At 67.8% G+C, this 21,686-nt stretch carries 21 protein-coding genes, 2 tRNA genes and 2 pseudogenes; 7 read left to right on the top strand and 18 right to left on the bottom strand.

Annotated features, from left to right (window positions below; genetic code table 11):
* Positions 1 to 227 precede the first annotated feature (227 nt).
* The 8 genes and pseudogenes from QME70_13780 to QME70_13745 form a co-directional block, all read right to left on the bottom strand.
* A pseudogene (locus tag QME70_13780) lies at positions 228 to 641 on the bottom strand (hydrogenase iron-sulfur subunit).
* A 45-nt stretch (positions 642 to 686) separates the two neighbouring features.
* Complete coding sequence (locus tag QME70_13775; GenBank protein MDI6895635.1) at positions 687 to 1,559, bottom strand: CoB--CoM heterodisulfide reductase iron-sulfur subunit B family protein; 873 nt, start codon at positions 1,557 to 1,559, stop codon at positions 687 to 689.
* On the bottom strand, positions 1,556 to 2,140 hold the full coding sequence (locus tag QME70_13770; protein MDI6895634.1) for a 4Fe-4S dicluster domain-containing protein: 585 nt from the start codon (positions 2,138 to 2,140) through the stop codon (positions 1,556 to 1,558). The genes QME70_13775 and QME70_13770 overlap by 4 nt, the downstream gene beginning before the upstream one ends.
* 127 nt (positions 2,141 to 2,267) lie before the next feature.
* A complete protein-coding gene (locus tag QME70_13765; protein MDI6895633.1) occupies positions 2,268 to 4,031 on the bottom strand; it encodes a 4Fe-4S binding protein in 1,764 nt (587 codons plus the stop codon).
* 108 nt (positions 4,032 to 4,139) lie between these two features.
* Entirely contained in the window at positions 4,140 to 6,056 is a 1,917-nt protein-coding gene (locus QME70_13760) for an NADH-quinone oxidoreductase subunit NuoF (protein ID MDI6895632.1), read from the bottom strand.
* Positions 5,983 to 6,387 carry a (2Fe-2S) ferredoxin domain-containing protein gene (locus tag QME70_13755; GenBank protein ID MDI6895631.1) on the bottom strand — a complete coding sequence of 135 codons (405 nt, stop codon included), beginning with the start codon at positions 6,385 to 6,387 and terminating at the stop codon, positions 5,983 to 5,985. The genes QME70_13760 and QME70_13755 overlap by 74 nt, the downstream gene beginning before the upstream one ends.
* 64 nt (positions 6,388 to 6,451) lie before the next feature.
* Positions 6,452 to 6,949, bottom strand: coding sequence for an NAD(P)H-dependent oxidoreductase subunit E (locus QME70_13750; protein MDI6895630.1), 498 nt, complete (start codon positions 6,947 to 6,949; stop codon positions 6,452 to 6,454).
* A gap of 133 nt (positions 6,950 to 7,082) precedes the next feature.
* Positions 7,083 to 7,955: an FAD-dependent oxidoreductase gene (locus tag QME70_13745; protein ID MDI6895629.1), complete on the bottom strand. Its 873-nt coding sequence runs from the start codon at positions 7,953 to 7,955 to the stop codon at positions 7,083 to 7,085.
* A 538-nt stretch (positions 7,956 to 8,493) separates the two neighbouring features.
* Between QME70_13745 and QME70_13740 the strand changes: the two genes are divergently transcribed.
* Entirely contained in the window at positions 8,494 to 8,985 is a 492-nt protein-coding gene (locus tag QME70_13740; protein MDI6895628.1) for an adenosine-specific kinase, read from the top strand.
* A gap of 13 nt (positions 8,986 to 8,998) precedes the next feature.
* Positions 8,999 to 9,928 (top strand): quinate 5-dehydrogenase, encoded by a 930-nt coding sequence (locus tag QME70_13735; protein ID MDI6895627.1) that lies wholly within the window; start codon positions 8,999 to 9,001, stop codon positions 9,926 to 9,928.
* Between the two features lie 136 nt (positions 9,929 to 10,064).
* On the opposite strand, the pseudogene QME70_13730 reads toward QME70_13735, so the two are convergent.
* The 8 genes and pseudogenes from QME70_13730 to QME70_13695 form a co-directional block, all read right to left on the bottom strand.
* Positions 10,065 to 10,562, bottom strand: a pseudogene (locus tag QME70_13730) (CPBP family intramembrane metalloprotease).
* Between the two features lie 411 nt (positions 10,563 to 10,973).
* Complete coding sequence (locus QME70_13725; protein ID MDI6895626.1) at positions 10,974 to 12,653, bottom strand: ATP-binding protein; 1,680 nt, start codon at positions 12,651 to 12,653, stop codon at positions 10,974 to 10,976.
* Between the two features lie 24 nt (positions 12,654 to 12,677).
* Entirely contained in the window at positions 12,678 to 12,884 is a 207-nt protein-coding gene (locus tag QME70_13720) for a hypothetical protein (GenBank protein ID MDI6895625.1), read from the bottom strand.
* The gene (locus QME70_13715; GenBank protein ID MDI6895624.1) at positions 12,881 to 13,120 is read right to left on the bottom strand and encodes a hypothetical protein; all 240 of its coding nucleotides are present in this window, start codon (positions 13,118 to 13,120) and stop codon (positions 12,881 to 12,883) included. Before QME70_13715 ends, QME70_13720 begins: the two co-directional genes overlap by 4 nt.
* Positions 13,121 to 13,149: 29 nt before the next feature.
* On the bottom strand, positions 13,150 to 13,590 hold the full coding sequence (locus tag QME70_13710) for a hypothetical protein (GenBank protein MDI6895623.1): 441 nt from the start codon (positions 13,588 to 13,590) through the stop codon (positions 13,150 to 13,152).
* 26 nt (positions 13,591 to 13,616) lie between these two features.
* Complete coding sequence (locus QME70_13705; GenBank protein ID MDI6895622.1) at positions 13,617 to 14,426, bottom strand: hypothetical protein; 810 nt, start codon at positions 14,424 to 14,426, stop codon at positions 13,617 to 13,619.
* A gap of 124 nt (positions 14,427 to 14,550) precedes the next feature.
* Positions 14,551 to 15,123, bottom strand: coding sequence for a YdcF family protein (locus QME70_13700; GenBank protein MDI6895621.1), 573 nt, complete (start codon positions 15,121 to 15,123; stop codon positions 14,551 to 14,553).
* A gap of 94 nt (positions 15,124 to 15,217) precedes the next feature.
* A complete protein-coding gene (locus QME70_13695; protein ID MDI6895620.1) occupies positions 15,218 to 15,976 on the bottom strand; it encodes a hypothetical protein in 759 nt (252 codons plus the stop codon).
* A gap of 171 nt (positions 15,977 to 16,147) precedes the next feature.
* On the opposite strand from QME70_13695, the gene moaD reads away from it, so the two are divergent.
* From moaD to QME70_13680, 3 genes are all read left to right on the top strand, one after another.
* The gene (moaD, locus tag QME70_13690) at positions 16,148 to 16,828 is read left to right on the top strand and encodes a molybdopterin converting factor subunit 1 (GenBank protein ID MDI6895619.1); all 681 of its coding nucleotides are present in this window, start codon (positions 16,148 to 16,150) and stop codon (positions 16,826 to 16,828) included.
* 41 nt (positions 16,829 to 16,869) lie between these two features.
* Entirely contained in the window at positions 16,870 to 17,616 is a 747-nt protein-coding gene (locus QME70_13685) for a prepilin peptidase (protein ID MDI6895618.1), read from the top strand.
* A gap of 111 nt (positions 17,617 to 17,727) precedes the next feature.
* Complete coding sequence (locus QME70_13680) at positions 17,728 to 18,582, top strand: patatin-like phospholipase family protein (GenBank protein ID MDI6895617.1); 855 nt, start codon at positions 17,728 to 17,730, stop codon at positions 18,580 to 18,582.
* 238 nt (positions 18,583 to 18,820) lie between these two features.
* On the opposite strand, the gene QME70_13675 is transcribed toward QME70_13680, so the two are convergent.
* Positions 18,821 to 18,905: transfer RNA gene (locus tag QME70_13675), tRNA-Leu, on the bottom strand.
* 321 nt (positions 18,906 to 19,226) lie between these two features.
* On the opposite strand from QME70_13675, the gene sleB reads away from it, so the two are divergent.
* Both sleB and QME70_13665 read left to right on the top strand, forming a co-directional pair.
* Positions 19,227 to 19,937 carry a spore cortex-lytic enzyme gene (gene sleB / locus QME70_13670; protein MDI6895616.1) on the top strand — a complete coding sequence of 237 codons (711 nt, stop codon included), beginning with the start codon at positions 19,227 to 19,229 and terminating at the stop codon, positions 19,935 to 19,937.
* Between the two features lie 53 nt (positions 19,938 to 19,990).
* Positions 19,991 to 21,460 (top strand): germination protein YpeB, encoded by a 1,470-nt coding sequence (locus QME70_13665; protein MDI6895615.1) that lies wholly within the window; start codon positions 19,991 to 19,993, stop codon positions 21,458 to 21,460.
* Between the two features lie 30 nt (positions 21,461 to 21,490).
* Here the strand turns inward: QME70_13665 and QME70_13660 are convergent.
* Positions 21,491 to 21,578: transfer RNA gene (locus tag QME70_13660), tRNA-Leu, on the bottom strand.
* Between the last annotated feature and the right edge of the window lie 108 nt (positions 21,579 to 21,686).

The raw sequence follows: 21,686 nt of genomic DNA, 5'->3' as shown, positions 1-21,686 counted from the left end.
CGGCCACGTCGCAGCCGCCGCAGGCCGCCGCCCAGAAGAAGGCGAGCTTCAGCTTCTCAGTCATGAGCCTCACCTCCCGTCGGGGGCAAGGTGGTTTCCAGCTCCGTGTCCCCACCCGAAACGGCGCCTGGTAGCGGCGTGCCGGCACCCCAGGCCCCCATGGCGACCGACTCGCACCGTCTCTCCTGCGTGCCCGGCTCGGGGAAGCGGGAGCGGGGGACGGGCAGGGGACCGAGGGCGCGCACCGCCTCCACCATCTCGCCCACCACCTGTACCAGCTTTTGTCCCTCGCTGGCCGAAATCCAGGCCAGGCGGAAGCGGGCGGGGTGGATGCCGAACTGGGCCAGGGTGCGCTCCAGGAGGGGGACGCGGCGCAGGGTCTTGTAGTTACCCTGCTGGTAGTGGCAGTCACCGGGGTGGCAGCCAGCGATGAGCACTCCGTCCGCCCGGGTGGCGAAGGCCTTGAGCACCAGGGTGGGTTCCACCCGGCCCGAGCACATCACGCGCACGATGCGCAGGTTGGCGGGGTACTTCAGGCGGGCCACCCCCGCCTGATCGGCGCCCGCGTAGGAGCACCAGTTGCAGAAAAACCCCACGACACGCGGTTCCCAATCGCCGGAAGGTGCGATAGCGCGATCCACAGCCAACCGTACCAACCTCCTCCGCCGTGCCCGGTACCCGGCATATCAGGCCACGTGGGCCGACAGCAGCGGTACCGGCGACACCACGTTTTTCTCCAGCGCCAGCGCGCGCGGTTCCAGCCCCAGCGCCAACCCGATCAACTGGGTGAGGAAGAAAACGGGCACCTGGAAACGGGTACCGAAGCGGGAGTTGATCTGGCGCTGGAAGGCGTCCAGGTTGATCTGGCAGAACGGGCACACCGTCACCAGACACTGGGCCCCCCTCTCCGTGGCACTCTCGAGGATTTTCCTGACCAGGGAAAGGGCCAGGTCCTGTTCGGAGAACATGAGGGACGCCCCGCAGCAGCGGGTCTTGTAGGGGAAGTCCACCGCCTCCGCGCCCAGCGTGCTCACCAGAGCCTCCAGGCGGACGGGGAACTCAGGATGATCGATGCCCTGGGGACGCACGGTCTGGCAACCGTAGTAGCAGGCGACGCGCAGCCCGGAGAGCTTCTTCTGCAGGCGGCGGGAGATGGCTTCACCACCCACGTCGTCCAGGAGGACCTCGGCCAGATGCCGCACGCGCACGCGTCCGCGGTATTCCAGTCCCGCCGCGCGCAGGGCCCGCCCGAGTCGCGCCCCCTGGGCGGCGTCCACCAGGAAGAGGTCGTGACCTCTCTTCAGCGTGAGATAGCAGGAACTGCACTGGGTCACCAGGTCGAGTCCGGACGGCTCGGCCAGGGCCAGGTTGCGCAGGGAGGCGCACGGGCCTTCCAGCGAGTCCAGCGCCCACATGGGGGCGGAACCACAGCAACTCCAGTCGGCCAGTTCCCGCAGTTCGATCTCCAGGGGGCCGGCGACGGCGCGGGCGGAGATGCCGGAGGCCACCCCCGACCCCTCATCGCAGCAGCATCCCGGGAAGAAGGTATACGCCCTCATACCCTGACGCCCCCTCCCACCACATCCGCCCGCGCCGGCATCCCGGCCGGAGCCTCCTCGCGGAGCGCCTTCAGCATGGCAGTCAGCTCCTTCACCCCGGCGGCGCGCGGCGGCCGCACCCTGAGACGCCCGTGCCAGAACAGGCTGATGCCCACGGGCAGCATCCGCAGGGCCTTCCGAGGCCGGGTGAGCAGGAACCTGAACATGACGCCCAGTTCATGCACCCGACCGCGCGCCTTCACCGAAGCAGCAAAGGTGCGATAGAAAGCCGCCACAGCCACACCGTCGGGCAGGAGCCCGTTCTGGGACCCCAGCATCTGCAGGGCGTGCATGAGTTCCGTGGGCTGGATGTCACAGGGGCAACGCACGGTGCACATGTAACAGGACGCGCACACCCACACCGCGTTGCTACGCAGGACCTCCCGCACCATGCCCGCCCGCACCAGGGCGATCACCTGGCGCGGGCTGTACCGCATCACGAACACGCTGGGGCAGGACGCGGCACACGTCCCGCACTGGATGCACAGCTTGAACTTGTCACCGCCGGGCAGAGCATACAGTTGCTCGGTCAGATCTACCACCGCTCACTCCCTCCTTCACCGGCCCGCGCCGCCGTCCCGCGGGGGCGGACACGCACCTCGCAGCGGGGCTGCGCGCCCCCGTGCGCCCCTGCACGCCCCGCGGGCAGGTCCACACGACCGCACACATTCAGGCCAGGGCCCCTTCGATCTCGGCCAGAAGCTGCCCCATGGAGAAGTGGCGTGCGGAGATGGCGCCACTGGGGCAGGCGGCCGCGCACACGCCGCATCCCTTGCACAGGGCCTCGTTCACCCGCGACACCTTCGCCTCTTCCACGAAGGAGATGGCCCCGAAGGGGCAGAGGGGGTTGCAGGTCCGGCAACCGCCGCACACCTCCTCGTCCACCACCGCCGTGGTGGGCTCGATTTCCACCGTACCCCGCACTGCGTTGGCCAGGGCGCGGGCAGCGGCGGCGGAAGCCTGGGCCACGGTATCGGGGATATCCTTGGGACCCTGGCAGCAGCCGGCGATGAACACGCCGTCGGTCATGGTGGCCACCGGGTCCAGCTTGGGGTGCCGCTCCAGGAAGAAGCCATCGGCGCTGCGGCTCACCCCAAAGAGGCGCCCCACCTGCTCCGCATCGGCGTGCGGCTTCACGGCACAACTCAGGACGACCAGGTCCACCGGGACGCGCCGCACCTGACCTACCAGGGTATCCTCGCACACGATCACGAGCCTGCCCCGCTCGGCGGGCAACTCCGCCGCGTCGGTGACCTCGGCGGCCCGGCCGCGCACGAAGTTGACCCCCTCCTCCTGCAGGCGGTTGTAGAACTCCTCGTAACCCTTGCCGAAGCACCGCAGGTCGATGTAGAACTGGTAGACCCGCGCATCCGGAACCTTCTCCCGGATCAGGTGGGCGTACTTGAGGGAGTACATGCAGCACACCCGCGAGCAGTAGCGGTGGAAGTGCTCGTCGCGGCTGCCCACGCAGTGCAGGATAGCCACGGCCTCGGGCACCCGCCCGTCCGCCAGGCGGATCTGGCCTCCGGTGGGACCTGAAGCATGGTTCAGCCGCTCGAACTCCAGCCCGGTGACGACGTCGCGGTAGCGGCCGTAGCCGTACTGCACCAGTTCGGTGGGGTCGAACTGCTGGAAGCCGGTGGCCAGGATGATGTTGCCTACCTCGAATTCCTCGTACTCGTCCTCCATGGCATGGTCGATGGCCTCGCGGTCGCAAGAGCGAGCACACACCTGGCACCGGCCCGTCTTGAAGTGGATGCAGGCGTCGCGGTCGATGGTGGGGACGTTGGGCACCGCATAGGTGTACGGCACCCGGATGGCGGCGTTTGGTCCCAGCAGGGCCTCCGAGTACACGAACTGGCGGCCGTCAACGTCCTCCAGGGTGATGAGCCCGGTGGGGCAGACGCGGGCACAGGCCCCGCAGCCCACACACAGTTCTTCCGATATGCGCGGCAGCACGGTGACGTCGCGGTCGACCCCGCGGCCGGTGAAGGTGATGGCGCTGGCGCCCACCACCTCGTCGCACATGCGCACGCACAACCCGCACAGGATGCAGGCCTCCTCCGCCCGGCCGCCCCGGAAGCGGGAGCGGGGCACCCCGTACTCCCGGGCCAGCTCCCGGATCACGGGGGCATGGGGGGTGCGGGCAAGCAGGAGTTCGATGAGCATGCGCCGGGCCGCCACCACCTGGTCGGTGCGGGTCCCGACTTCCAGGTCCGCCTCCACGGGGTAGGTGCACGCCGTCACCAGGGAAGCCCTGCCCCGGCTGGTGACCTCCACCGTGCACAGGCGGCACGCCCCGTAAGGACTCAGGGCAGGGTGGTGGCACAGGGTGGGGATCTCCACCCCGGCCCCGCGGGCCGCCTCCAGGACCGTCATGCCTTCGCGGGCGATCACCTTCCTGCCGTCGATCTTGAGCGTCAGCGCACTCAACGACCTTCCTCCCTTCACAAACGCCACCCTCGGGCCGCTTGCGGGCCATCACATTCGGCGGGACGCCCGGCCCCGTTGCTGGCGTCCGTCCCCGCCGGGTGCGGGTGGTCAGTCGGTGCCGGCGGCCACCTTGCCCGGCGCCAGGGTGGCGGGCACGGGCTGGCCGGAGACCCGCCTGACCGCTCCGAAGTGGGGCGGGCAGACGTCGTAGCAGGTGCCGCACCTGGTGCAGCGGGACTGGTCGATCACGTGCACCTGACCCTTGCCGCCGCTGATGGCCTCGGCCGGGCAGTTGCGCAGGCAGATCATGCAGGCCTTGCACTTCTGCGCGTCGATGTAGAACGAGGTGAGGGCCTTGCACGCGAAAGCGGGGCAGCGCTTCTCCCGGATGTGGGCCTCGTACTCGTCGCGGAAGTAACGCAGAGTGGTGAGCACCGGGTTGGGTGCCGTCTTCCCCAGGGCGCACAGAGAGGTGGCGGCCACCGTCCCGGCCAGCTCCTCCAGCAGTTCCAGGTCGCCCTCCTGGCCCCGCCCCTCGGTGATGTCGGTGAGGATCTCCCGCATGCGCCGCAGGCCCTCCCGGCAGGGCAGGCACTTGCCGCAGGACTCATCGCAGAGGAAGTCGGTGAAGTAGCGGGCCACCTCCACCATGCAGGAGTCTTCGTCCATGACGATCATGCCGCCCGACCCCATCATGGAGCCCAGCTTGGTCAGCTCGTCGAAATCGACGGCCACGTTCATGAGGTGCTCGGGGATGCACCCGCCCGACGGTCCGCCCGTCTGCACCGCCTTGAGCTCACGGCCCTGGGGGACGCCGCCGCCGATGAGGTAGACGATGTCCCGCAGGGAGATCCCCATGGGTACCTCCACCAGACCGGTGTTGTTCACCTTACCCACCAGCGAGAAGATCTTGGTGCCCTTGCTGCCCGCCGTTCCGATGGAGGCGAACCAGTCCGCCCCCCGGTTGACGATGAGGGGCACGTTGGCCCAGGTTTCCACGTTGTTGAGGCAGCTGGGCTTGCCCCAGAGCCCGCTCACCACGGTATGGATGTGCTTGGGACGGGGCTCCCCCACCCTGCCCTCCAGGGCGGTCATGAGGGCGCTGGACTCCCCGGAGACGAAGGCCCCCGCCCCCCGGTGCACATCGACTGTGAAGTCGAACCCGCTCCCCAGGATGTTCAGGCCCAGCAGGCCGTATTCCTCAGCCTGCCTGATGGCATGGGTCACGTTCTCCACCGCCAGGGGGTACTCGTGGCGCACGTACACGTACCCCTGGTGCGACCCCACGGCGTAGCCCCCGATGATGAGCCCCTCCAGCACGCTGTGGGGGTTCCCCTCCAGCAGGCTGCGGTCCATGAAGGCACCGGGGTCACCCTCGTCGGCGTTGACGATGACGTACCTGGGGTCCCCGGGGGCCCGCCGGCACTGCTCCCACTTGCGCCCGGTGGGAAAACCGGCCCCCCCGCGCCCCCGCAGGCCCGACCGCTTGATCTCCTCGATGACCTCCTCCGGAGTCATGGACGTCAGAGCTTTCGCCAGGGCGGAGTACCCGCCCAGGGCGATGTAGTCGTCAATGCTGCGGGGATCGATGCGACTGTTGTTCGCCAGGAGCAACCTGGTCTGGTGCTTGTAGAAAGGTATCTCGCTCTCCTGGACCAGGTTGACCCCGGTCATGGGATCGCGGTACAGCAGCCGGTCCACGATCTTCTTCTCCATCAGCGTCTGGGAGACGATCTGGGACACGTCCCCCGGCTTCACCTGCACGTAGCAGATCTCGTCGGGGTAGATGACCACGATGGGTCCCTTCTCGCAGAAGCCGGGGCACCCCGTGGGGCGTAGGTCCACTGCCTGGTCCAGACCCCTCCTGCGCAACTCCTCGGCAAAGGCGGAGACCACCTGCGCCGCCCCCACCGCCAGGCACCCGGTGCCCGCGCACACCGTCACGCAGGGCCTAGCGGGGTCCCGCCGGGCCAGGATGTCCTGGCGAAATGCCTCCAAATCCCCGGGTGACATGAGCTTTGCCATGGCCTTGCTCACCAGCCTCCTTCCGGGCCAGGGTTTGGGAAAGGATGGCGGGGACGTGGGCCGGCTGCACGTCCAGGTAGCACGTGCGAAACGGGAACACCATCACCACCGGGCCCCGCCGGCAGGGACCCGTGCACCCGGTCCGCACCACCTCCACCTCCGCCTCCAGACCCCGCCTGCGGATCTCTTCCGCGAACGTGGAAGCCAGATTGTGGGCATGAGAGGGGATGCATCCGCTGCAACATACGGCCACGCGCGCCCGGCGGGGATCCCTGCCGGCCCAAAGGGCCGTCCGCAACTGCTCCAGTTCCTCGAGGGACCCGAGCGGCATCGCCTTCCCCTCCTCCCTCCGCTGCCGCCCGCCGGCGGCAACCGCGACTCCACCTCCTCTAGCGTCAAGAGCCCTGCGGGGTATGCCTCCCCCCGCGGAGCCCAGGTGGCAACTGGTCGTACTGGCGAAGGACCTCGTCCACCTGGGCGGGCGTGACCTTGCCGTGGGTCTGCCCGTCCACCACCATCACCGGCCCCAGGGCGCAGCAGCCCAGGCAGTTTACCCGCTGCAGGGTGAACTTCGAGTCCGCCGTGGTGTGCCCGGACTTCACGCCCAGCACCTGCTCCGTCTTCTCCAGGATGGTCTGGCCCCCCCGCACGTGACAGGCCGTGCCCAGGCACACGCTCACCTGGTGTTTCCCCCGCGGCACCAGGCTGAGGGCCTTGTAGAAGCTGGCCACCCGGTACGGGTAGGTGCGCGGCACCCTCAGCCGGCGGCTCACCCTCTCCAGGACCTCCGGGGGAAGCCAGTTGTACTCGTTCTGTATGTCCAGCAATACCTGGATGAGGCCGCCTTCCTCGCCCGTGTATCGGTCCAGGATCTCCTCCACCCGGTCGACCATCCGTCCTCCTCCCTTCACCGGTGCGCCCTCACGTGCCCTCCGCGGCGGCCCGCCCGATCGGTCGCACCCTGTCTACCACGCGGCCGCCCAGGCGGGCGGGCCGCGCCGGGTCGGCGCCCGCGGCGCCGGGCCGTCAGCCCCCCACCCGCGGCATCAGGGCGTCACCACGCTGGCCGTCACCGGACACCTTGATCACCACGGTGCCCTTGCGGATGCGGCGGTGCGCCGGCGCCACCACGGCCGGGCACATGTTCCAGCAGGCGCCGCAGCCATTGCACCTCTCCTCGTGCACGTAACGGGCCCGCTTGCGGACCTTGACCTTGAAGTTGCCCACGAATCCGGAGACCTCAACCACTTCAGCGCTGGTAAACAGGTGGATGTGCGGGTCCTTCGCCACCTGGCTCAGCTTGGGGGTGAGGATGCAGGCTGCGCAGTCCAGGGTGGGGAAGGTCTTGTCGAACTGGGCCATCTGGCCGCCAATGCTGGGCTGGCGCTCGACCAGGTATACCTGGTAGCCGGCGGCGGCGATCTCCAGGGCCGCCTGGATGCCGGCGATGCCGCCTCCCACCACCAGGGTGGCCGGGTTCACCGATACCTCCCTGGCCTCCAGGGGCTGGTGCCAGGCCACCCGTCTCACGGCGGCGGTCACCAGGGCCCGCGCCTTGTCCGTGGCCTGCTTCCTGTCCACGGTGACCCAGGAGCAGTGCTCCCTGATGTTGGCCATCTGGAACAGGTAGCGGTTGAGCCCGGCAGCCTCGCACGCCTGCCGGAAGGTGGGTTCGTGCATGTGGGGGGAACAGGCGGCCACCACCACCCGGTTAAGACCCAGCTCGCGAATGTCCGTCTGCAGCATGTTCTGGGCGGGGTCGCTGCACATGTGCTCGTGGTGCCGGGCCACGGCCACTCCCGGGAGTGTGCCCGCATACCCGGCCACCGTCTCCACGTCCACCGTTCCCGCGATGTTGGTCCCGCAGTGGCAAACGTAAACACCCGTCCTGGCTTCCACGATCTACCTCCTCCGCCGGGTCAAATGCAGCAGGGGCAGGTCGAACTCCCAGGTTCGACCCTGCCCCTGCCATGCGCCAGTCCGACATATTGGGGATGGGGGCTCCAGTTCCGGGCCACGGCCTTTCCCTCTTCCGCCTTCAGGTACTCCCGGCCCGCCGGGAGAAACCAGAGCTAACCGCTACGACCTGCCGGCCTGCCTCCCTCAATCCTCCGCTGCCTCGCCACCGCCCTGGCCACCGCCTTGCTTCCCGGTCTGTCCCTTCCGTGAATTGCAACTTGCCAGTCAGCTTGTGGTTTGGATCACATTATAGCGGCAAAGTCTTGCACACCTCTTACACGGAGGGTGACGAATATCACAAGCCAGTTGAAGCTCTCCGGCGATTTCCTCACACAAGCTGACACGACCCACTTGTGAGGACTGAAACAAGCAAAACCACCCGACATTCCCCACCATCGGGTGGTCCCGGAGCCCGGCAGGTTATGCTAACTGTGGCGCCGAATAGCACCAGGAGATCTCCAGGAACGGGGGTGGGCGAATGGCGGATATCCGCTGGGACCTGGTACCCGTGGAAAGGCCGGAGGACACCAACGTCATTCTCGGGCAGTCCCACTTCATTAAGACGGTGGAAGACCTGCACGAGGCCATGGCCAACGCGGGCGGGGGCATCCGGTTCGGCATCGCCTTCAACGAGGCGTCGGGGCCATGCCTGGTGCGCTGGACGGGTAACGACCCCGATCTGGCGGAAATGGCGCGCCAGAACTGCCTGCGTATCGGGGCCGGGCACGTGTTCGTGATCATCATGCGGCAGGGATTTCCCATCAATGTGCTGAACGCCGTCAAGCAGGTCCCCGAGGTGTGCCGGATCTTCTGCGCCACCGCCAACCCGGTGCAGGTCCTGGTGGCGGAATCCGACCAGGGCCGGGGCGTGGCGGGCGTCATCGACGGGCTCACCGTGCGCGGGGTGGAGACGGACGAGGACATCGCCGAGCGCAAGGCTCTCCTGCGCCGGTTCGGCTACAAGCTCTGAGGGGGCGCCTACCGTGAAGCGAATCGTGAGCGTTTCCCTGGGGTCGTCCGATCGCGACCACACGGCGGAGGTGGAGATCCTGGGTGAGCGCTTTCTCATCGAGCGCCGGGGTACGGACGGGGACTTCCGCAAGGCCGTGCAGATGGTGGGCGAGTTGGACGGCAAGGTCGCTGCCTTCGGCATGGGCGGCACCGACGTGTACCTGGCGGTGGGGGACAGGCGCTTCCGCCTGCGGGCCAGCCGGCCCCTGGTGCAGGCAGCCCGGGTGACGCCCATGGTCGACGGCTCCGGTCTGAAGAACACCGTCCAGCGCCTGACCGTGGAGTACTTGCAGGCAGAGCTGCGCTACCCCTTCGCGGGCAAGACCGCCTTCGTGGTATGCGCGGTGGACGCCTATGGCCTGGCCGAGAGCCTCGACCGGGCCGGCTGCCGGCTCATCATGGGAGACCTCCTGTACACCGTGGGCATCAACATCCCCATCCGCACCATGACGGGACTGCGGCGGGCGGCCGCCCTGCTGGCCCCCATCATCACCCAGCTGCCCATGAGCATGCTTTACCCCACCGGGGAGAAGCAGACGGAACGCCACCCCAAGCCGCCCTACACCGGCTACTACCAGCAAGCGGACATCATCGCCGGGGACTGGCACTACATCTACCGCCGCCTGCCCGACTCCCTGCCCGAAAAGGTGATCATCACCAACACGGTGACGGCAAGAGACGTGGAAGAGCTGCGCCAGACCGGCGCAAAGCTGCTCCTCACCACCACCCCGGAGTTCCAGGGTCGTTCCTTCGGCACCAACGTCCTGGAGGCTATCTTCGTCACCCTGCTGGGGAAGCGCCCCGAGGAGGTGCGACCCGGCGACTACGAGCGCCTGATGGCCGACATGGGATATCGTCCCCGGGTGGTGTGGCTCCAACCATCCGGACCGACCAGTCCATGAGGCGCGGCAACGCCCACCAGTACAGGGCCAGCTGGATGAGGTAAGTGGCCACCGTCACGGCCACGGGCGCCCGGGGAGATGCCTGCCACGATGAGGCAATGCTGGCCAGCCCGCAGGCGATGGTGAGGTTGTAAAAGGGATGGGCCATGGCGGCGGGGATGAGTGTGCCCGCACGCCGGGTGATGATCCCCATGGCCAGGCCGAATGCGGCGGAAAAAAGCACGTACATGAGGATGGGTATCGGCCGGGGCGGGAACAGGTAGTAGTTGACGTGAAAGAGGCCGAAGAACAGGGCCTGGCCCAGCAGCGACCCCAGCCGCCCGAGAGGTTTCTCCCAGGCGTGCAGAAGGTACCCCCGGAAGAACAGTTCCTCGGCGAAGTTCCCCTGCAGGAAGCGCAGGGCGAGCCCCAGTACGGCCAGCCCGGTGACCTCCGGCTTCGCCCACCCCACCGCGACGGAACCCACGAACACCAGGTCAGTCAGCAGATATGACGCCGTGATCAGCACCCACGTCCACAGGCAGGCCAGGGCACCCAGGGCGATCTGGGTCGCGACGCGGCGCGCGGGCAGCCCGAGGTCGTCCCAGTGCCAGCCTTCGTAACCCAGGGCTGCGGCCAGGGTGAGCACCAGCATGGGCGCCTTGCCCCATACCTGCCCCGTGGTACCGTACAGATACAGGCGCAGGACCATGATGACGGCGAACAGACCCACCCCCGCCAGCACGGCCGTGCGCCCGTCCCGCCCCACGCGGGAAGCGGCCGCGACCGCGCACGGCGCGAACCCTTCTGGTTGGCCCACCGGCGTCTCTGAAGAAGGCCGAGCGGGACGGCCGCGGGCTTCGGCACGGTGCCGCACGTACCGGGCGAAGAAGACCAGCCCCGCCGCCGAGAGCAGGTACTCGTAAAGCAAACCGATCCGCACGCCACCGCGCGCGACGGCCAGGAAGTCCAGAACACCCAGCAGCCCGTATGCCAGTAGTGCCGGAACCAGAAAGCGCCGCGCCGTCACCCTCTAACCCCCCAGGGCTCCCAGGCGTGTGCCGGCTCAGACCTTGACCCCCATCTCCTCTTCCACCGCGTCCAGGAAACCCTGGTCGTCGGTATAGCGCCGGGCCTGGGCCAGGCAGGTCTCGATCACCCCGGTGCGGTGGCGGTGGTCAACCCGGAAGGTACGGGCTGCCCGCAGGAAATCGATTTCCTCCAGGCCCTCCGCTCCCCGGTCGAAGGCCTGCCGCTTGGCCCGGGTGACCAGCTCCTCCAGCTCGGCTCCCGAAAAGTTAGCGGTGAGCGGGACCACCTCTTCTGCCAGGAACTGGCGCAGCCCGTCCTCGGGGATGGCCAGGGGCGGGCGGCGGCGTGAGGTACCGGCCTTGAGCCCCAGGTGCACGAGGAGGATGTCCTGCCGGGCGGCCTCTCCTGGATACAGGAAGGGGATCTTGTAGTCGAAGCGCCCCGTGCGCAGGAAGGCCTCGTCGAGCTGATCGGGGACGTTGGTGGTCCCCACGATGATGGCCTCCCGGTCGGGTCTGCCCAGCCACTCCAGGAACTGGGAAAACACCCGCCGGGTTTCCTCGCCCGCGGAGTCGGTGGCCACTCCCCGGCGCCCGAAGCGGTCGATCTCGTCGACGAACACCACCGCCGGCGACATCTTTTCCGCCAGGGCGATGGCGTTCTTCATCTTCTGGCCCGACTCCCCCAGCCACTTGGAGTAAATGTTCTCGGTAACCAGGTGGATGAATGGCAACTGCACCTCGCTGGCCAGGGCGGTGGCAAACAGGCTCTTCCCCGTCCCCGGGGGACCGAAGAAGAGGATGCCCTTAGGAAGGGGCAGGGCGTAGCGCCGGGCGCGGTCGGCGTATCTCAACACGTTGATCACGTACTTGTGGATGAAGCCCTTGATCACGTCGTACCCGCCGATATCCCCGAACCCCAGGGTGGGCTCCTGCACCTCCAGGACGCCCGACTTCTTCACCAGCTCGGACTTCAGGTCCTTGATCACCCTCAGGTCGAATTGCTGGGTGCGGAAGTAGGACTCCAGCAGGACGCTTTCCATCTGGTGCAGGCTCAGCCCGGCCGTCCCCATCACGATCTCTTCCACCCCGGCGTCTTCCAGAGGCACCTCGAGCTCGCGGGCCGTGGTGCGGACGATGTGGGAGCGTTCGTCGCGCCTGGAGGGATCCACCGACACAATGACCGTCAGTTCCCGCGTGTAGTCATCCAGCACCCGCTCGGCGTCAGCCGTCACCAGGATCACGGTGGATCCCTTGGTGATCACGGCCGGGTCGATGGCCCACGCCCGCAGGGCACTGCACAGGCCGGTCTCGTGCTCCCGGTTCTCGGAAAGGTTCTGGATGATGAAGCAGGCGCGCCAGCTCTTGAGCTGGGCATCCACCTCCTTCAGGGCGGACTTGAAAAACTGCAGCTGGATGCCCCCCTCCTCGCGGGTACCCACCCGCTGGGCGAGGGGGCTCGACCCCACCCTCTTGCGGAAGGGTTCGAACTGGGGCCCGGAGGAGGAGTCCACCAGGCGCCCGAGCCCTTCCCACTGGTCATACACGAAATAGTAGTCGTAGCGCGCATCGGGCTGCCGCAGCAGGTACTCCTTGAGTTGGTGCAGGCGCTTGGGGTCCGAGGTCTCAAAGACGATGACCGGAGAATAGTTGCTCTTCCGCTTCAGTAACCCCCGGGATATCCACCCGGTATCCAGCTGCAGGTACAGCGACAACTCCTCCACCCCCCAGGCCCGCTTCTAGCCGCAGAGGGTGCGCCGGCGCACGGAGAGCCGTAGGCCCAGAGCGCGGAGCTTCCCCTCCAGGGCATCCACCGCCCCTTCGCCCGCGCGCTCGTACACCTCCAGGCCGGAGGCAGTCACGACCACTTCCACGATGGAAGGCCGGGTTACGACTTCGCCGCACCGTCCGGTGGGAGCGCAAAACCCCGTACCCGTTCTGCTCACGGGGCGCCCACCTGCCGCCGCGCTCCCTCCCTTTCCTCCTCGGGCTCCCTGGTTTCTTCCACCATCTCTTCTTCGGACTTGGGCGTCACGTGCAGGGGAAGGGCCACCAGCCCCAGGGACCGCAGGGCGCGGCGGAGGGCTTCCGCCTCGTCTTCGCACTCCTTTCCCTGGAACCCGACGAAGTTGGCGGTAATCCGGCCCTGGCGGTCCACGCTAACCTCTATCCTGCGGGCCAACTCCTCACCCCCCAGGGCCCCCCCGGGGCCTACAGCGTGCCCCTTACCAGCACCACCTTGCGCCCGGGACCTTGATCCGGAACTTCCTCCAGCTCGACCTGGTAGTTCATCTCTTCCAGGGCGCGGGCCACCGCCAGGGCGCTGTGATTCTGCTGGATCGATTCCGTCAGGCCGCGCACCACCGGCTCGTATCCCCCGTAGGCGTCGTACATGAACCTGACCTCTCCGGTGGCGCGGGAAACCTTGATCCCCAGCCCACGGGGGAATTCCGGCGTGATGACGGCGAAGTCCACGTCATAGTGGCGGCCGAAGTAGTCAGTGATCTGGCGCGTCACCCGGCCCCCCTTCTCCTCGGCCACCGCCTCCACGGCCTGGCGCAGGATCTCCCATCCCGGCAACTGCTCGATGGACTGACCGGGCTCGGGCTGTCCCAGGCAGATCTCCGAGTTGTACGTGGCCACCTGACTCATAGGTGCCACCTCCTCCGCACGAGAAGCTACTCCAGGCGCGTGGGGCCTTCGGAGCGGAGATCCCGCCTGCGTTCGTTCATCGCCTGCCGGATGCGGCTCACACCGTGGCGCAGGTTCTCCCTCTCGGCATTCAGGGCTCCCTGTCGCTGACGCAGTTCGTCAAGCTGCCGGTTGGGTTGGGCCAGGGTACGGGCAAGGACCTGCAGTTCCACCAGGTGTCTCTGAATCTGCAACTGCTCCCGGCGCACGGGATCTGCCTCACCCACCACCAGGTCGTCCAGCTTCTGCCGCCGTCGCTCCAGGTCAGTCTCCGACAGGCCGGCCAGTTCCTGCTGCCACTGCTGCACCTTGGTGGCGCGGATGCGGGCCACGCCCCCGCCCTGCTCCCACCTCTCCACCACAGCCCGCAACTGCCACTGGCGGTCCATCTTCTCGCGGTTGGCCTGCTCCACTTCCCGCTGGCGGGCCGCCAGCACCTCTAGTTCCCTCTCCACCTCGGCGAGCCGGGCAAGGCATTCTTCCTCGCGCCGTCTCCACGCTTCCAGTTCGTCCAAAGGAGGGATGACGCGCGACCGCTTCCAGGTCTCCGCCATCACCGTCCCCAGGAGAATGAACAGGGGTACGGTGATGACGATCCCCACCAGCACCTGGATGATGCGGCTGGACGAGGGCAGGAGAGCGCGCGCAACCACCTGGGCCACCGCGGCGCAGGTCACGAACACGCCCCCCAGCCCGGCCAGGCTGGACTTCGTGTACCGGTAACCGGTGGCCAGGTTGACCGCCCCGGCTATGACCAGCCATATGAACAGGACAGCCCCAATCGCGATGTACCACACGGGAGTGTGCCCCCAGGTCCACTATAACAAAAGGAGCGAACCCCGGCAAGGATTCCCGCACCGGGCCCTGCCCCCCGCGACGCGCTGGTAGTATCTCCCGGAGCGCGGGCAGCGATACTCCGCGCTACAACTCGCCCCGCTGCTGGAGGGTGCGCACCTTCTCCAGTTCCCGGAACACCAGCCCCCTTGCCTCTTCCGTCTGCCACCAGTTGTCCCGCCTCACATCGGGGCGGCCGTCCGGGCAGCAGAGGACCCTTACGCCCGGGAAATACCGCTCGAACGTCAGCCGGGCCCGGCGCAAGTGGAACGGCGCCGACACCAGCAGGACCGCGTCGCGGGGCAGGAGGCCCAGCTTCTCCAGGAGCTCCCGGCCCATGGCCACGTTCTCCTCGGTGTTGGCCGAGCGCATTTCCAGTATAAGGTCCTCCTGCGGAACCCCCTGCTCCACAGCCAGGCGGCCCAGGAACTGGGCCTCCACCTGCCCCAGCTCCCGGTTGTACCCGCCCGCGATGAGCACGCGGGGGGCAAATCCCTGGCGGTACAGCTCCGCACCCCGCAGGGCGCGGGCCTCGTTGCGGCCCCCGAATACAAAGATGAGCTCGGCGGCCGCCGGCTCATCTTCCAGGAACAGAAACTCAGTGATGTCCGCGATGGTCATCCCCTCGTACAGCCTGGGGATGGGCCAACCCTTGATCAAGTTACACCACCGTCCCTTTCCGGTTGTGAAATGGGGGATTCACGGAAGTTTCTGCCACCCTTGCCCCTGGTCACCCGGGACCCCTTGAACCCGATCAGGATACCAGGGGCTCGCCGGGCACCTGGGCCGCCATACCGGATACCAGTTCCACGCGAGAGGCGATGAGCTGCGGGTCCACCACCTTGCCCGCCTCGTGCACGAACACCCCGTACCGGCTTACCTCGATGCCGCGGAAACCCACGCCACCGGCCTCCGCGATGGTCCTCCTCAGGCCGGACCCGAGGATCCCCTTCACCTCCTCGTCCTTGAATCCGGTGACCAGGTACCTAGCCGAGAAATCGTCCGCGGGCATGGCGATCTGGTGCCCCTGGGGAGTGCGACCCTTGAGGAGCCCCCGGTCGTACACGGCAAAGGGCGAGGCAGACACGCGCACGAGCGCCGCCACCCGGGTGCAGTCGGGGGCGGCGGCGTCGAAGTCCACCCCCGGGGGAACCCGCACCACCACGACCGCCTTCTCCTTCACCCCGACCAGCGCCGGGAACCTGCCTGCCACCTTCCACCCGTACACATCCGCGTCCAGAATCCGCTTCAGCTCCCCCAGCACGGGGTGGGCGGCCTCCTCGGCCAGGGAAGACACCACTTCCAGGCCCGCCAGCCGGGCCGCCCGGCGCATGGCTTCCAGATATGCCCGGTTGACCCACAAGCGGAGGGGCACGAGGGACAGTCCGGCCGCCGCCAGGACCAGGATGGCGCACCGCCCCCGCCACGGGTCGGGCAAAACAATAAAGCAGCCCAGCATGATCACGCCGGCTGCCACCAGGATCCATCGGAATGCACGTGTTTCATAGGACAACCGGGCCACCCCCCGGCGACTTCCCATCCTATATTTTCACCCTCGCCCCCCACTTTTCCTCCTTCCCATGGGCTCACCTTTTCCGCCCGCAACCGGGGCGCGCAGCAGGCAGCGTGATTGACCACCCCCCGACGGCAGGTTAGAATGGGTGGCGCGGAGGGGGGACATCGGGTGCACATCGAGGTCAAGTTTTTCGCCCTGGCGCGGGACCTGGCCGGCGGGGCCGGAACGACCATAGACCTGCCGGAAGGGGCCACCGTGGCCCAGGCCTGGGACGAGATCATCCGCCGGCACCCGGGTCTGGCCAGATACCGGGAGGAATTCCTGGTGGCCGTGAACCGCCGCTTCGCCAACCCGGACCGCCCCCTGGCAGAGGGCGACGAGGTGGCCGTGATCCCCCCGGTAAGCGGCGGCGACCAGTACGGGGTGAGCGGGGGCGGCCACTACGAGGTGACGCCGGCGCCCCTGGAGGTCGACCGGGCGGTGCAGGCCGTGCGCCATCCCGAAGCAGGGGCCGTGGTCCTCTTTATCGGCACCGTGCGCGAGCGTACGGGTAACACCCGCACCCTGGAGATCGATTACGAGACCTACCCGGAAATGGCCGGCGATCAACTCGAGGCCATCGGCGACGAAGTCCGCCGGCGCTGGGACGTGCGCGGCATCCACGTCACCCACCGCCAGGGCCGGTTGAAGCCCGGGGACGACAGCGTGGTGATAGCGGTGTCCGCACCCCACCGGGGGGACGCTTTTGCCGCCTGCCGGTATGTGATCGATCGAATAAAGGAGACCGTGCCCATCTGGAAGAAGGAAACTACTGGGAGCGGCACCCGCTGGGTCGACCGGGAGCGATAAGGCGGGAGCGGCACCCGCCGGGGAGACCGGGAGGGATAGGGTTGGCAGCGGCACTGGCGGGCATCCTGGGCCTGGTAGTGGGAAGCTTCATCAACGTGCTCATCTGGAGGCTGCCCCGGGGCGAATCGGTGGTGTTCCCCCCGTCCCACTGCCCTTCCTGCGGCCACCGCCTGGGCCCCCGTGACCTGATCCCGGTGCTGAGCTGGCTGCTCTTGCGGGGACGCTGCCGGTACTGCCGCGCTCCCATCACCGTCAGCTACCCCCTCGTGGAGGCGGTGACCGGCGCCACATTTGCCGCCCTGGTGGCGGTGCACGGGGTGCACTGGCGCACGGCGGGATACGCCGTACTGGCCGTGATCCTCATCACCGCCGCCGGTACGGATATGAGGCTGCGCCTCATCCCCAACCGCCTCACCATCCCCGCCATCGCCTTCGCCCTGGCCTGGTCAGCCGCCGTGCGCGTCCCCCACCTCACCAGCAGCCTGCTGGGGCTGGCCATCGCCGGCGGGCTTTTCCTGGTAATCGCCCTGCTCAGCCGCGGCGGCATGGGCGGGGGCGACGTCAAACTGGCCGCCGCCGCGGGCGCTTTCCTGGGCCTGCAGTATTCCCTGCTCGGTCTGCTCCTGGCCTTCATCTTTGGCGCCCTGGTCGGCCTCGTGCTCATGGCCCTGGGCAAGAAGAGAAGGAAGGATTACATCCCCTTTGCCCCCTTCATCGCGGCCGGTTGCCTGGCCGCCATGCTGTTCGGCGATCCCATCCTGCAGTGGTACCTGGGGATTCCCCGCTGATGCGGCGCGCGCCACCACGGGGTGGTGCCCCGCACAGGACACTGCGAGATGCGGCCGGCGCCCGCACCCTTCTGGGCGCCTGCTGCATAGCATGCCTGCGAGGTGACGCAGGTGAACCGAAAGTGGGGACTTGCCCTGGGTGCGGGGGGATTCCATGGCATCGCCCACCTGGGCGTACTCCGGGCCCTGGCGGAGGCGGGATTGAAACCCGACCTGGTGGCCGGCACCAGTGCGGGAGCCATAGCCGCCGGGCTGTACGCCGCAGGCGCGCCCCTGGACGAGGCGGCCAACACCATCGCCAGCCTGGCGAATCCCCAGATGCTCGATTTCGCGGGGGGATTGCGCAGCATGGTGCCGGGCGTCATCCTCACCCGCGCCGGCATCATCCAGGGCGATCTGGTCGAAAACGCCCTCGAACGCCTGACGGGTGGGCGCACCCTGGCCCAGGCCCGGCCCCCGGTGGCCATCGAGGCCGTGGACATCGTGAGCGGCGAACTGGTCATCATGTCCTCCTTCGTGCCCCAGGGGCTCCCGCCTCTTTCCCGTACCGTGTTCCTCACCGACGTGCGGCTCTCCCAGGCCATCCGGGCCAGCATCTCCATCCCCGGGGTATTCGTGCCCAAACAGCTGGCCGGCCGCACCCTGGTGGACGGCGGCGTGCGGGACATGGTGCCCGCGGCCGTGCTCAAGGCCATGGGGGCAGGGGTAGTGGTCGGGGTCGATATTCTCTCCGGCCAGGAGCAACGTGTCCAGGTGAACAGCTTCCCGGAGGTGGTCATGCGGGCCATCGGCCTGCTCGAGCGGGAGATGGTGCGCGACCGCCTGGCTTCCCTGGCGGACGCGGTCATCGCTCCCACCCTTCCCCCGCTCACCACCTTCGACCGCGAGGCCATCGCACGCCACATCCGGCTGGGCGAGGAGGCCACCCGCGCGCAGATCCCCCGCATCCGCCGCCTTCTCCAATAAGTGGTCACGACACAGCGGGCTACATAATGGAGGATTGTCACAGGGAACTTTGGTAAGCAAGGCCCATCGGCCAGTTTATTAAACTTAACCCCTTGCTCATTATAATAACCAGACAGTGCTACCAAGTTGAGCCCATGAGCCCAAGAGGTAGCAACGAAACCGGAGTGTGCCAGCACGTCAGGGGCTGGCTGCGTTCTTCGGATGAGATCAACTGAAACAACAGAGCGAACAATGCCGGTGGTGTCGGAGGGGGGACTTGAACCCCCACGGGATATCCCATACGCCCCTCAAACGTACGCGTCTGCCAGTTCCGCCACTCCGACACCTGCGTTCCAATGGACATTATAGCACGGCATTACCGCCTGTCAACGAAGCTGCTGACGCCGTCATCGGCCGCCCCCATTTCCCCGAGGGCAAGGCGGCAACTGGCGGTGGCGGTCGAGCAGCAGGACGGCTACACGGGCCGATCACTGCAGCCGCCCTCCCCTCCGCCACGGGGAGGCCCCTTCCATAGCCAAACGATCGTGCACCTGGCCATGGCAGTTGCGGGAATGAAAATCAAGCGGTGGCGCACGCTAACATCGCGACGGGGAATTGCGTGCCGCGCGACCTTGGGCTAGATCGCGGCGGGGAGGGTGCCGGCTATGGAGGGACTGACGAGGACCTTGCGGGAGCGCCAGCGCACCCTGGTGGCTGTGTTAGGGTTCTGCCTCGCGGTCGGAGTGTCGGCGTTTGCCGTAGGAGGACACGTATCAGCTCAGCCCACCATCGGCTGGGGCGATACCGGACCCTGGGTGGTAAACCTACAGTCGCGCCTGAGCGAATGGGGATACTACTTCGGCCCGGTGGACGGGTACTACGGCTACGAGACCTACGCGGCCGTGATCCGCTTCCAGCAAACCAACGGGCTGACCCCGGACGGCATCGTGGGGCCGGCTACCTGGGCAGCCCTGGGCCTGGCCGTGCCCGCGCGCTACACGGTGTCCCGCGGCTATTCCCGCTCGGACGACGTGTACCTCCTTGCCCGGCTGATCGCTGGTGAGGCTGAGGCCGAACCCTTCGAGGGAAAGGTGGCCGTGGCGGCCGTCATTCTCAACCGCATGAAGAATCCCAGGTTTCCGGGGAGTCTCTCGGGCGTGGCGTTCCAGCCCGGTGCCTTCGAGTCGGTGGAAAACGGACGCATCTGGTACCTTCCCATCAGCAACGAGGACATCCAGGCTGCCCAGGCCGCTCTCAGCGGGTGGGACCCCACTTATGGTAGCCTGTACTTCTGGAATCCGGCCAAACCCGTAAACCCGTGGGTGTGGAGTCGTCCGGTGGTGCGTTGGATAGGGAGGCACGTCTTCGCCCGCTGACTCCCGACCAGACGGAGGCACGAGACGACCGGGGTCATGGGGAGGACATGAGAATGGAACGGCGGCGTGACATGGTGAGATGGTCCCTCATCGCCCTGCTGGCGGTGGCGGTGGGTCTGGGCATCCCGTGGGTGGCAAAGCAGCGCCTCGCCCTCACCAGGGCGGAAGCCGCCCTGCGGGCGTCGCGCCAGATGTCATACTCGGGATTGCTTACCCAGGTCGAAAACCTGGAGGTGCTGCTGGCCAAAACCCTGGCCAGCTCCGCCCGCGACCGCCAGATCATGCTCCTTTCCCGCATCTCCGCCGAGGCCGACGGAGCGGGCCTCAACCTGGCCCAACTGCCCTCGGCCGGTCACGACCTGGGGGTAGCCCAGAAGTTCCTCAAGCAGGTGAGCGGCTATTGCCAGATCCTCGCCCAGCAGCTGGTCCGCGGCCAGCCCCTTGCCCGGGAACAGCGGGACATCCTGGCCGACCTCCACAACCTGGCCGGGCAGGTGGCCCAGGCCATGCACACGGTCGGACGTCCCACCACCTCGGCCCCCGGGGCCGCTCACGCCCAGGCGGCGGAACGGGGCACCACCGAAGGTGCCCCCACGCCGGAGGTCATCCGCAGCTGGCTGCAGGCCGCCGCCCGCCAGCTGGAGAGCTTCCCCGGCCTGGTGTACGACGGGCCTTTCTCCGAACACCTGGAGCAACTCAAGCCTGCACCCCTACCGGGTGCCGCCGTAAACGCCACCCAGGCTGCCGCGCTCGCCCGGGCCTTCCTGGGCCTGGGTCCCGAGGTGAGGCTGGCCGGGGTGACTGCCGTCACCGGACCTGTGCCCGCCTACTCCGTGCGCCTCCGCCCGCCCGGGACCAACCGCGAAATCGTGGTGGACGTCAGCCAGGCCGGAGGCCATATCCTGTGGATGCTCGACCAGCGCACCCTGGGCACGCCCACCATCGACCGCCGCCGCGCCCTCGCGCTGGCTACCGACTTCCTGCGCGCGCGCGGCTTCCCTCCTGCCGTGGTCACGGGCTGGCTGCAGGAAGCCGACCAGTTGACCTTTTCCTTCGCACCCGTCGTGCGCCTCGATGGCACCCTGCCCGATTGGCCGTCCGATCCCGCCGCCGGGGCGCCGGCCGGGACGGTGGTGAAGTACCCCCAGACCATCAACGTGCGCGTGGGCATGGACACCGGGCGCATCTCGGGCCTGGACGCGGTGGCTTACTGGCAGCAGAGCGGCGTGCGCAGGCTGCCGCGGCCCAGGCTGTCGCCCCAGGAGGCCGCCGCTCTGGTGAATCCGGGGATGAAGGTGGAGGGGGTATCCCTGGCCCTCATCCCCGTGGGCGCCGACCGCGAAGTACTGACCTATGAAGTGCGCGCCAGCATGGGCCCGCGGGACGGTACCCAGGCCGGCACCGGCACCAGCCCGGGCGCCGGGCCTCGCGACGTGTTCCTGATTTACTTCAACGTGGAAACCGGCCGCGAAGAAGCCATCTTCCAGCTGCAGGAAACCGAAACCGTCCGTCTCGCCATGTGAAACCGGGCTCAGGCCGACGGAAAAAATAACTGGTGCCGAAGGTGGGACTCGAACCCACACGGGCGTTGCGCCCACGGCGCCCTGAACACCGCGTGTCTACCTATTCCACCACTTCGGCACCTGCAGGTATTCTAGCACAGACAGTTGCGCCACGCAAGCCCAGGTGCGCCGCTGAGATCTTGAAAGTACGCCCAGAAAGAGGGTCCAGATCCAGATCCCAGTATAG

Source organism: Bacillota bacterium, assembly GCA_030019365.1.
In the GTDB taxonomy this organism is placed as follows: domain Bacteria; phylum Bacillota; class Sulfobacillia; order JACIYH01; family JACIYH01; genus JACIYH01.
This window is presented reverse-complemented; position numbering and strand designations above follow the sequence as displayed.

Bases quoted from the DNA above. Each gene is read 5' to 3' on its own strand.
- QME70_13775 (MDI6895635.1), bottom strand. From the start codon at position 1,559: ATGAGGGCGTATACCTTCTTCCCGGGATGCTGCTGCGATGAGGGGTCG.
- QME70_13760 (MDI6895632.1), bottom strand. From the start codon at position 6,056: ATGGCAAAGCTCATGTCACCCGGGGATTTGGAGGCATTTCGCCAGGAC.
- QME70_13755 (MDI6895631.1), bottom strand. From the start codon at position 6,387: ATGCCGCTCGGGTCCCTCGAGGAACTGGAGCAGTTGCGGACGGCCCTT.
- QME70_13750 (MDI6895630.1), bottom strand. From the start codon at position 6,949: ATGGTCGACCGGGTGGAGGAGATCCTGGACCGATACACGGGCGAGGAA.
- QME70_13740 (MDI6895628.1), top strand. From the start codon at position 8,494: ATGGCGGATATCCGCTGGGACCTGGTACCCGTGGAAAGGCCGGAGGAC.
- QME70_13710 (MDI6895623.1), bottom strand. From the start codon at position 13,590: ATGAGTCAGGTGGCCACGTACAACTCGGAGATCTGCCTGGGACAGCCC.
- sleB (MDI6895616.1), top strand. From the start codon at position 19,227: ATGGAGGGACTGACGAGGACCTTGCGGGAGCGCCAGCGCACCCTGGTG.
- QME70_13665 (MDI6895615.1), top strand. From the start codon at position 19,991: ATGGAACGGCGGCGTGACATGGTGAGATGGTCCCTCATCGCCCTGCTG.